General features: G+C 30.1%; 7 protein-coding genes. 4 read left to right on the top strand and 3 right to left on the bottom strand.

What is annotated here, in order from left to right:
- Nucleotides 1-177: 177 nt before the first annotated feature.
- Complete coding sequence (locus tag UXY25_RS00810; RefSeq protein WP_320814095.1) at nucleotides 178-885, bottom strand: DUF4294 domain-containing protein; 708 nt, start codon at nucleotides 883-885, stop codon at nucleotides 178-180.
- A 93-nt stretch (nucleotides 886-978) separates the two neighbouring features.
- On the opposite strand from UXY25_RS00810, the gene UXY25_RS00815 reads away from it, so the two are divergent.
- Nucleotides 979-2,067, top strand: a complete 1,089-nt coding sequence (locus UXY25_RS00815) for a M42 family metallopeptidase (RefSeq protein ID WP_320814096.1) — start codon at nucleotides 979-981, stop codon at nucleotides 2,065-2,067.
- Between the two features lie 58 nt (nucleotides 2,068-2,125).
- On the opposite strand, the gene UXY25_RS00820 is transcribed toward UXY25_RS00815, so the two are convergent.
- The gene (locus UXY25_RS00820; RefSeq protein WP_320814097.1) at nucleotides 2,126-4,144 is read right to left on the bottom strand and encodes an endonuclease; all 2,019 of its coding nucleotides are present in this window, start codon (nucleotides 4,142-4,144) and stop codon (nucleotides 2,126-2,128) included.
- Between the two features lie 170 nt (nucleotides 4,145-4,314).
- Between UXY25_RS00820 and UXY25_RS00825 the strand changes: the two genes are divergently transcribed.
- Both UXY25_RS00825 and UXY25_RS00830 read left to right on the top strand, forming a co-directional pair.
- Nucleotides 4,315-7,137 (top strand): aminopeptidase, encoded by a 2,823-nt coding sequence (locus UXY25_RS00825; protein ID WP_320814098.1) that lies wholly within the window; start codon nucleotides 4,315-4,317, stop codon nucleotides 7,135-7,137.
- 179 nt (nucleotides 7,138-7,316) lie between these two features.
- The gene (locus UXY25_RS00830; protein WP_320814099.1) at nucleotides 7,317-9,722 is read left to right on the top strand and encodes a thiamine pyrophosphate-dependent enzyme; all 2,406 of its coding nucleotides are present in this window, start codon (nucleotides 7,317-7,319) and stop codon (nucleotides 9,720-9,722) included.
- 57 nt (nucleotides 9,723-9,779) lie between these two features.
- Here the strand turns inward: UXY25_RS00830 and UXY25_RS00835 are convergent, their stop codons facing one another.
- The gene (locus UXY25_RS00835) at nucleotides 9,780-10,901 is read right to left on the bottom strand and encodes a cysteine desulfurase family protein (protein WP_320814100.1); all 1,122 of its coding nucleotides are present in this window, start codon (nucleotides 10,899-10,901) and stop codon (nucleotides 9,780-9,782) included.
- Between the two features lie 189 nt (nucleotides 10,902-11,090).
- Between UXY25_RS00835 and UXY25_RS00840 the strand changes: the two genes are divergently transcribed.
- Nucleotides 11,091-11,594 carry a hypothetical protein gene (locus UXY25_RS00840; protein ID WP_320814101.1) on the top strand — a complete coding sequence of 168 codons (504 nt, stop codon included), beginning with the start codon at nucleotides 11,091-11,093 and terminating at the stop codon, nucleotides 11,592-11,594.
- Nucleotides 11,595-11,631 lie beyond the last annotated feature (37 nt).

The raw sequence follows: 11,631 nt of genomic DNA on the forward strand, positions 1-11,631 counted from the left end.
AAGTAACTTACACGTGAAAAAAAATACTCATTTGTTTAAACCTTGTATCGAGTATTTGTGAATTTAACCACTTACTCTTCAAATACAGGACTCATAGCCCGGAGTGAAGCGGCATCCTTTTATTGTTTTTTATAAAAAAAAACAATAAAAGATATAGCGGAAAGTGGGAATAAGCTGCTAGTTGTTATTTTTCACTTCTTCTAATTCTTCTTTTTCAAGACGTGCTTCTTTCATTTTTTGGATTTTCTCTCTCCAATTGGCAGCTAATTTTTTTAAGTCGATATCTTTTGCCGAAGGTTGTTGAACAAGATACCTCTCTTTGAAAGCGGTTACCAATATAGATTCTATATGAAAATCTTCTAAAACATCGAAAGGTTCGTATTTTGTTTTTAAATCAATACTGAACAGTTTTGCAGTATTACTTGACCAAAATGCTTTCCAACCACTTTTGTAATCTTTAATTAAGTCAAATGTTGTTGAACCAGTTTGTCTATAAATTAGTTTAACTAAAATTTGTCCATCTTTTCGTGACAATTTCTTCAGCTTAGGCTCAAATTCTTCTTGTAGATATTTTTCTACTAATTTAAAGTATTTCTTTTTTTCCTTGTTTGTTTTAAGCTTAGCCATTGTTTCATTAATCTGCAATAATTTTTCTGCAGTTAATTTTGCATATGGATACACCTTATATACACGCCTTTTTAAAATTAATATTTTTTTTCTTTGTTCATCTAATCCTTTTACACCATTTCTAGTAACAACTATCTCTTCAAGTTCTATTGAATACAAAACAGAAGAATCTTGAACAGTAACTTTTAAAGTGTCCTGAACCTGAGCATTTATTGTCAATGAAAAAAATAATACTATATATAAAATGTAATTTCTCATTTAAATCTGTATTCAATTAATTATTACTCAAAAATACTTAATTATTACATAAGTATAAATGCATTTTCATAATTTAGCAAAAATTTAAATTTTATGAGTTCAAAATCAATACTAAAGAAAAGTTCATTAACTTTTTTAGAAAAATACCTAAACAATGCTTCTCCAACTGGATATGAAGCTGAAGGACAAAAGCTATGGATGGATTATTTAAAACCATATGTTGACACATTTATAACAGATACTTATGGAACTGCTGTTGGTATTATTAATCCTGACGCTCCTTTTAAAGTAGTTATTGAAGGTCATGCTGATGAAATTGCTTGGTATGTAAACTATATTTCTGATGAGGGCTTTATATATGTCATTAGAAATGGAGGAAGCGATCATATGATTGCTCCATCTAAAAGAGTGCATATACATACCAAAAAAGGAATTGTAAAAGGAGTTTTTGGCTGGCCAGCCATTCATACAAGAAATAAATCTAAAGAAGAGCCTGCAAGAATTGATAATATTTTTATTGATTGTGGTTGTGACACAAAAGAAGAAGTTGAAAAAATGGGTATTCATGTGGGTTGTGTAATTACTTACCCTGATACTTTTGAGATATTAAACGAAAATAAATTTGTTTGCCGTGCTATCGATAATAGAATGGGTGGATTTATGATTGCTGAAGTTGCGCGTATGTTAAAGGAGAACAAAAAAGAACTTCCTTTTGGGCTGTATATTGTAAATTCAGTACAAGAAGAAATTGGTTTAAGAGGAGCAGAAATGATTACTCATACTATTAAACCTAATGTTGCAATAGTTACAGATGTTTGCCATGACACCTCTACTCCAATGATTGAGAAAAAGATTGAAGGCGATTTGAAAATGGGACGTGGACCCGTTATTGCTTACGCACCTGCAACTCAGAACAATCTTCGTGAAATGATTGTAAGTACTGCCGAAGAAAATAAAATTCCTTTTCAACGTAATGCTTCTTCAAGAGCTACTGGAACTGACACTGATGCTTTTGCTTATAGTAATGGTGGTGTTGCTTCAGCATTAATTTCTTTACCGCTTCGCTACATGCACACAACTGTTGAGATGGTTCATAGAGAAGATGTTGAAAATGTAATTAAATTGATATATGAATCTTTATTGAAAATAAAAAATAACGAAACATTTACTTATTTTAAATAAAAATAAAAAAAAGCCGAGAAATTTAATTCTCGGCTTTTTTGATTCAATACTATTTAAATTATCGTACTATAATTTTCTTAGTTGTTCTACTTATATCATTTGAAATTTCAATTAGATAGATTCCTGACTGAAGGTCTAATGGAATTCTTATTTCGTTTTCAAAGATAACTTCCTTTATTTTTTGACCTGTAATTGTATAAATTTCTGCTTTAGCATTTCCGTCAATACCTGATAGAATAACATAATCTACTGTTGGGTTTGGATAAACCAGAACAGATGCTTCAAAATAATCTTGATTTGATAAAGTACTACAAGGAAAAGTTTGTCCGAAGTTTGCACCAAAAACAACATCGACTAGACATGGATTATCTATAAAAGGATTTCTATTATTTTGCCATGTGTAAATATAATTATTTCTATTCATTTCAAAATCATCTGGTGGATCTTGTTGGTGCCATAATAATAAAGTTGCCAAATCACCAATATTCCCAGAAGAAGTCGTTGTGCTTGGTAAATATTCACTTGGATCGCCGTTTAATACATTTAAACCATTAAATCGAACAGCCATATAAAACAAAGCTCTTGCAACATCACCTTTCCAAGAACCTTGTGTACCAGAAGGTCCATTATAAACAGTACTAGATGCAACGTTCCCGAAATTTTTATTGTTACGAGATGAATTTTCTTGACCATTTGCAACACGAATATGATGAGCATCTGAAACACCATCAACTACAGTTGCAGCACTAGTATTTGTGTAAACACTAATTCCATCGGCTGTATCTCCATTTGCTGTTTCAAAACCTCCACGAGATTGAGCGAAAATATGTTCGCGATTCCATTTACCTACAATACTACTCGAAACTTGTTGATCCAGCTTCGCCATAGGCTCTTCTCTATACAAAGCCCAAACTTGGTTATTGTTTTCAGGATTACGGTCAGCTGTACTTAATATTTCCCATATGTCAGCATAACTATGTAGTCTAACAACACCAAATTCAGCAATAATATCCTGAACAGCTTGCTTTAAACTATTTCCAGATAATCCATTTAAAGAAGAATAATAACCTACAGGAGCAGTACTAGAAACAACACCATAAGTAGGTGTAGTAGGTTTTCCGAAATTTTGAAATCCAAAATCGTTATCGTAAATTCTAATGATAATATTATCATTATTAATAACATAACCAGAAGGAACTGACTGTAAATCAATTAACATTTCCTCGTCACCTTCATCTGAACTATCGTCTGCAAGAACAATTAAAGCCTGAGCCGAAGATTGCCCTACTGGTATAACAGCAGTTAAATCAGTTGCTGATGTATAATCACTAACCATAAAGTTCCCATTAACTATACTAAAATTAATTACCAAATTTGAAGTAGCTACGGGTTGACTTGTTGAAAAAGTTATATAAAAACTTTGCCCTTCGACATAAGAAGTTTGAGGAACCGTTGTTGTTATGTAATTAAAAATCACACCAGAACCGTCATTATTAGCTCTAGGAGTTGGTGATTTTACTTCCCAAGTACCATCGTTCTTACGTTGACATGATTGTGTTTCTTTTGCAGAGTTTATATTTTCATTAATAAACTGTGTTATTCCAAGAATTGACATCATATTAGAAGGTTGTCCCGATGTTGTAGAGTAAGCAACCGCATCAATTAAATTTGAGCTTGTAGCTGAAGTATTCGTAGGAAAATCAGTAGCGTTTCCTAAATATAATGCAATTACATCTGGTCCATTTTGAATTGTACTATTAGGAAATATGGCTGAAGCTGATGGAGGAGGTGAAACTAGAGAATTACCAAAATGGATAATTCCATTAACATCTGTAGTAAAACCATCTAAATCTATAGCATAATAACTTAAAGTACCCGAATATGGTGAAGTACTACCAGCATTGAAAAAAACCAGAACATATCCATCTAAAGAAAAATTTGCCGCAGAAGATTTTAATTCTACAAATTCCGCAGTATCAAAACCTGGCGTGTCGCAATCTATTTCATTTATAAAAACTTGTGAAAATGAAATGTTGAATAAAAGAAACGTTAATATTGAAAGTAATTTTTGGGGCATAACAATCTATTTTAATCAAATGTACATAAAACCTATACAAAACCTTAATAATTAACGTTTTTTAGGTCGAAAGCAATACTATTATTGGAATCTTTAAAATTTAACTTACAATTATGAATGGATTGACGCAACTTTTTCATAAAATTGTACTCTTATTTAAAATACCCTTTTTGAAACTAAATCTATACACTTTATTACTTATATTTTTGCCCGCATTTTGTATGGCACAACATACTTCTGAATTTAAAATAAGAGTAGATATTGAAGAAACTAAAATTGATGTTCAACAAAATTTAATTTACTTCAATTCTTCTAAAGACACTCTATATACTATTGTCATAAATGACTGGAACCACTCGTTTTCTTCTAAAAATACGCATTTAGCAGATAGGTTTTCGGATGAATTTATACGTTCATTTCATTTAGCGAAAGATGAAGACAGAGGATTTACCGAAATTAAAAATATAATTGATTATAATTTTCAAACTCTTAATTGGAAAAGAAATGAAAGTCAAATTGATATTATTGAAATCGAATTAGAAACCCCTATTCTACCTAATTCTAGTCAAAAATTAAATTTACTTTATAGTATAAAATTACCTAATGACAAGTTTTCAAGATACGGATTTAATAACGACGGTAAGTTATATTTTAAAAATTGCCTCTTATTTCCTGCAATTTATGAAAATGGGAAGTTCATTAAGCAAAGTAATGTTAATTTAGATGACTTATTTAATGCTCCTACAAGTATAAAAGCAGTTGTAGACATTCCTTTAAATTATTCTCTAGCTTCAAATTTAAACTCACTAGATGAATCAAACACAGATAAATTCACAACTTATAATTTATTTGGTAACCATAAGAAAGATCTAGTTCTTATTATTACTTCAAAAAAAGAATTTACCATTTATAAAAATGAATTTGTAGAAGTGAGTTCAAGCATAAATAAAACTAGATTAAACGATATTCAAAAAACTTTAATAATTGATAAAATTACTCGATTTATTCATGAAAAAATAGGGCCTACAAACTCATCTAAAATATTAGTTTCTCAGGAGGATTATAACAAACAGCCATTTTATGGTTTAAGTCAGCTGCCCGCTTTTTTAAGTCCTTTTTCAGATGAAACATTATTTGAATTAATGTTCCTTAAAACCTATATTAATGCATATTTAGATGAAAATTTAAATTTAAATCATAGAAAAGAAAACTGGATTTACGATGGAATCCAAATGTTTATAATGATGCAATATATTGAAGAGAACAACCCAGATTTAAAAATGATGGGAAGTTTATCTAGATTTAAACTTTTGAAATCATATAATTTAATAAACTTAGATTTTAATCAGCAGTATAACTATTTATACATGTTAATGGCAAGAAAAAATTTAGACCAACCTTTAACAGAAAAAAAAGATCGATTAATTAAATTTAATGAACAAATTTCAAGTAAATATAAAGCAGGTTTATCTTTTAAGTATTTAGATAGTTATTTAGAAAATGATATTGTTTTAAATTCTTTAAAGGAATTTGTTGCCTTAAACAAAGAAGTTCAAACAAATAAATATGATTTAGAATATATTTTAAATCAAAATTCACCAAAAAAAATAGATTGGTTTTTTGAAAGTTTAATTAATTCAAGAGAACTTGTGGATTATACCTTTGGGAAAGTTTCAAAAACTGACGAGAAGCTAACTGTAAACATTATCAACAAAACCAAAACAAATGTCCCTATTTCATTATATCAATTAAAAAACGATAGCATTGTAAATAAAGTTTGGTTAGATGATATAAAGACCGACTCTACTTTTGTTTTTGATAGGCATGGAGCAGATAAGATTGTTTTAAATTACTTAAATGAAGTTCCAGAATATAATTTAAGAAACAATTGGAAGTCTTTAAAAGGTTTTTTTTACAACAACAGACCTATAAAGTTTAATTTTTATAAAGATTTAGAAGAACCTTATTACAATCAACTTTTTTATGTTCCTGAATTTGAGTTCAACATCTATGATGGCTTAGCATTTGGTATGAGATTGAATAATAAGTCAATGCTAAACAAGCCTTTTACTTTTAGCGTGGCACCTTTTTATTCTCCAAAAACAGGTTCATTAGTTGGAAAATTTAACGGTGTAGTTGAACAAAACATTAGAGACGAAGGAAAGCTTTATAGAATTAGATACATTTTATCAGGAAGTCAATTTCATTATGCTGAAAATGCAGCTTATACTAATTTAAGCCCAACAGTTCAGTTGCTTTTTAGAGATAAAAACTTTAGGGAAAACAAAAATGAGTTTGTTCAGTTAAAGCAATTATACATTAACAGGGAAAAAACAGATTTTTTACTAGATAACAATACTGAAAACTATAATGTTTTTGACTTTAAGTATGGTAATTATCAATCTGAGATAACTAAACATTATAGCCTAACTACTAATGTTCAGGTTGCAAATTCATTTGGTAAAATTTCAACAGAAATACATTACCGAAAATTATTTGATAATAACAGAAGATTAAGTTTAAGGTTTTATGTAGGAACTTTTTTATACAGAAGTACAACTTCAGAATTCTTTAGCTTTGGATTAGACAGACCTACTGACTATATGTTTGAACATAGTTATCTAGGAAGAAGTGAATCTACAGGGATTTTCAGTCAAGAATATGTTTATGCCGAAGGTGGATTCAAATCTAAACTAGATAGTCGATATGCTAATAAATGGTTAACTACTTTCAATGCTTCTTTTAATCTTTGGAATTGGGTACAAGTTTATGGAGATGTAGGTTTATTAAAAAACAATTTCGCTCCTACAAAGTTTGTTTATGATTCTGGAATTCACCTTAATTTAGTACCTGATTATTTTGAATTATTTTTACCTGTTTATTCTTCAAATGGATATGAATTAGATAGTAATAATTATGGTGAAAAAGTTAGATTTATAGTAACTCTAACTCCAAAAACATTAGTTTCTTTATTCACAAGACGCTGGTTTTAAACAACTAAACACTTAAATAATTGTATTTTTCTCAACAAAACAGTCAAATCAAATGATTTAATTGTCATATTCTTAATGTTTTTAATAAACAATTAATAATTTTCAATATAGTCTTCCGTTTCATATTGCATAATATCTTCTAATTAATTACATTTGTAAAATATCAAATATTGCAAACTATGAGCAAAACTGCGACTAAAGAAGTTTTATCTTTTGAAGATTTCAAAAAAGAAGTACTGAACGATTACAAAATTGCTACTATAAGTAGGGAGTGTAGTCTTTTAGGACGTAGAGAAGTTTTAACAGGAAAGGCAAAATTTGGAATCTTTGGTGACGGAAAAGAAGTTCCTCAACTTGCTTTAGCTAAAGCTTTCCAAAACGGAGATTTCCGTTCTGGATATTATCGTGACCAAACATTTATGATGGCTATTGGAGCCATGAATATAGAGCAATTTTTCGCAGGATTGTATGGTCATACTGATATTAATTTTGATCCAATGAGTGCTGGGAGACAAATGGGAGGACATTTTGCAACCCATAGTTTAGATGAAAAAGGAAATTGGAACAACTTAACAGCGCAAAAAAATTCAAGTGCAGATATTTCTCCTACTGCAGGACAAATGCCTCGATTATTAGGCTTAGCACAAGCTTCAAAAATATTTAGAAATGTAAAAGGTTTAGAAAAGCATACCCATTTTTCAAATGAAGGAAATGAAGTGGCTTGGGGAACTATTGGTAATGCTTCTACATCTGAAGGTTTGTTTTTTGAAACCATTAATGCCGCTGGAGTTTTACAAGTCCCTATGGTAATGAGTGTTTGGGATGACGAATATGGAATTTCGGTTCATGCTCGTTATCAAACTACAAAAGAAAATATTTCTGAAGTATTAAAAGGCTTTCAACGTGAAGAAGGTACAAATGGTTATGAAATTTTACGTGTTAAAGGTTGGGATTATCCAGCTTTAGTAGAAACATATCAAAAAGCTTCTAAAATTGCACGTACAGAACATGTTCCGGTATTAATTCATGTTAACGAATTAACACAACCCCAAGGGCATTCAACTTCTGGAAGTCATGAAAGATATAAAGACGCTGACCGTTTAGCATGGGAAGCAGAATACGATTGTTTGGCTCAAATGCGTTTATGGATGCTTGCAAACAATATGGCTAATGAAGAAGAATTAAGTGAAATCGACAATGCTTCTAAAAAAGAAGTTTTAGAAGGTAAAAAAGCTGCTTGGTTAGCTTTTACAGCACCTTTTAAAGCAGAACAACTAGAACTAGTTAGTCTTTTAAACACAATTGCAGCATCAAGTCCAAATAAAGTGTTTGTTGAAAAATTTGCAAATGATTTAGCGGCTATCAAAGAACCTATTAGAAAAGACATTATTACAACTGCACGTAAAGTATTGCGTTTAATTGTAAAAGAAAGTGAAAAAGTTCAATTAGCTGCTTGGATTACGGCGTATACTAATAAAATTCAACCAAAATTCAGTTCGCATTTATTTTCTCAATCTGATAAAAATATTGCTTCTGTAAAAGAAGTAAAACCAACTTATGACGAAACTGCAGAAGATGTTGATGCTCGTTTAGTTTTACGTGATAATTTTGATGCTATTTTTGCAAAACATCCTGAAACTTTAATTTTTGGAGAAGATGCAGGAACTATTGGTGATGTTAACCAAGGTTTAGAAGGAATGCAAGAAAAATACGGAGAATTTCGTGTTTCTGATGCAGGAATTCGTGAAGCTACAATTTTAGGACAAGGAATAGGAATGGCAATGAGAGGTTTGCGTCCAATTGCTGAAATTCAATATTTAGATTACTTATTGTACGCTATTCAAATCATGAGTGATGATTTAGCTACATTACAATATAGAACAAACGGAAGACAAAAAGCACCATTAATAATTAGAACACGTGGACACCGTTTAGAAGGTGTTTGGCATTCTGGTTCTCCAATGGGAATGATAATAAATGCAATTCGCGGAATTCATGTTTTAGTTCCAAGAAATATGACGAAAGCTGCAGGTTTTTATAATACATTATTGGAAACAGATGAACCTGCTTTAGTTATTGAATGTTTAAATGGTTATCGTTTAAAAGAAAAAATGCCAACTAATCTTGGTACATTCAAAACACCAATTGGAATTGTAGAAACAATTAAAGAAGGAGCAGATATTACTTTAGTCTCTTATGGTTCAACTCTTCGTTTAGTTGAACAAGCTGCAAATGAATTAGAAGCTGCTGGAATAAGCGCTGAAATCATTGATATTCAAACATTATTACCTTTTGACATTAATCATGATATTGTAAAAAGTGTAGCTAAAACGAATCGTTTATTAGTAATTGACGAAGATGTTCCCGGTGGAGCAAGTGCTTACATTTTACAAGAAATTATTGAAAACCAAAAAGCATACAAACATTTAGATAGCGAACCACAAACATTAGCTTCTCAAGCACACAGACCTGCTTATGGAACGGATGGTGATTATTTCTCTAAACCAAGTGTAGAAGATATTTACGAGAAGGTTTATGCTATTATGAATGAAGCAAATCCTGAGAAATTTCCAAGTTTGTATTAATACAAACTTTATAAAATAAAAAAAGAGGCTGTACAGCCTCTTTTTTGTTATCTATATTTAAATTTCTTTTAAAACTTCGACCAAATAATCAATCTCTTCTTTAGTATTAAATTGACTGAATGAAATACGTAAATTTGGATACTTTTGTTCTTCTTCACTTAAAAACTCTGCTAATACATGAGAAGGTTTTATACTTCCACTTTGACAAGCACTTCCTCTAGAAACTGCTATTCCTTTCATATCTAAAGCAAAAAGCAACATTGTGGCTTTAGATGCATCAATTGGTAACATTATATTTAAAATATTGTATAAGGTATTAGTTCCATTTACTTTTAAATTTGGAAAAACAGACAATAAACCTGAAAGACAATACGATTGTAAACCTCTTATTTCCTTCTTATTAGCTTCTAAATTATCTATAGAAAGTTCCAAAGCCTTTGCCATTCCAACAACTTGATGAACAGCTTCTGTTCCAGCGCGAAGACCTTTTTCTTGCTCTCCTCCAAAAAGCATTGGTTGAATAGCCAGACCTTTTTTAATATATGCAAAACCAATTCCTTTTGGTCCGTGGAACTTATGCGCCGTTGCAACTGCAAAATCGACAGGTAATTCATGTAGGTTCAACTCTATTTTCCCAATAGACTGAACAGTATCACAATGAAACAGAGCCTTAGCAGCAACACATAACTTCCCTACTCTTTCAACATCTAAAATTGTTCCTATTTCATTATTTACATGCATTAAAGTCACTAAAGTTGGTTTAACCTCATGAAGCAATTTTGCCAAATGCAAATAATCAATCAGCCCTGTAGGAAGTATATCTATGTATACGACTTCAATACCATTCGTTTTTTCTAAGTGTTGTATCGTGTGTAAAGTAGCATGATGTTCAATTTTTGAAGTAATAATACGTTGAACACCTAAATCATGAACTGCACTTTGTAGAATTAAATTGGTAGCTTCAGTAGCGTGAGCTGTAAAAATAAGTTCTGCTGCTTGTATATGTAGTCTTTTAGCAATGCTTTTGCGAGCAGTTTCAAGTAAGTTTTTAGCACTACGACCAAAACTGTGTGTTGATGAAGGGTTACCAAAGTTGTTTTGTAAAACAGCTACCATAGCATCAATAACCTCAGGATATAAAGGTGTAGTTGCTGCATTGTCTAAATATATTTTTTTCATATTTTCATTTTCGAAAAGCAAAGATAAGGAAGTGTAGGTTATTATAACTAAAACCTAAATTTAACAAAAAGTATAGATTTTCAGTATCAACACTTAAAACTTAAGGATTTGGTCAACAAAACTAAATACAATGCCGATGTTTTGTAATAATTTTATATAAATTAGCAGAGAACAAAAAATAAATTAATTTTGAATTTAACAAAAGTAAAAAGATACTTAATACTATTAAATATTGGGTTTTGTGTTAATACTTTTAGTCAAGAAAACAGCTCGATTACAGTATCAAGTTTAAATATTAATGGTTTTTTATTTAATCAAACTGAAACTTCAATTAAAGAAAACTTTGGAAGTCCAACTATGATTAAAAACTATTATAACGAACTGAATAATGAGAATTGGAAAGAATATAAGTATTCAGAAAACTCATTTTATTTTGATAAAAATATTTTAATAGAATTTAGTCTTAAAGACAATTTATTTTACTTTCAAAACAAAAGCATTCGTGTCGGAGAACATATAAAAAAAGTAAAAGAGTTATTTTTAAATTCATTCAATAACAAAGAATTTAAAGGCGGAATTGGATTCATCAGAATTGAACTAAAACTCAATAATGGTAATGAAACTGATATGTTTATAATAATTAACTTTAATGAAAAGAATATTATAACTTCAATCCATAGTGCATCTAATTAAAAAAAGCGAGAAACTAAATTTCTCGCTTTTTTCTTTT

Source organism: Flavobacterium sp., from assembly GCF_034111225.1.
Taxonomy (GTDB): Bacteria; Bacteroidota; Bacteroidia; order Flavobacteriales; family Flavobacteriaceae; genus Flavobacterium.

What these genes read in the sequence shown, in the direction of transcription:
- UXY25_RS00815 (WP_320814096.1), top strand. Translation starts at nt 979, where the DNA reads ATGAGTTCAAAATCAATACTAAAGAAAAGTTCATTAACTTTTTTAGAA.
- UXY25_RS00810 (WP_320814095.1), bottom strand. Translation starts at nt 885, where the DNA reads ATGAGAAATTACATTTTATATATAGTATTATTTTTTTCATTGACAATA.
- UXY25_RS00835 (WP_320814100.1), bottom strand. Translation starts at nt 10,901, where the DNA reads ATGAAAAAAATATATTTAGACAATGCAGCAACTACACCTTTATATCCT.
- UXY25_RS00830 (WP_320814099.1), top strand. Translation starts at nt 7,317, where the DNA reads ATGAGCAAAACTGCGACTAAAGAAGTTTTATCTTTTGAAGATTTCAAA.
- UXY25_RS00820 (WP_320814097.1), bottom strand. Translation starts at nt 4,144, where the DNA reads ATGCCCCAAAAATTACTTTCAATATTAACGTTTCTTTTATTCAACATT.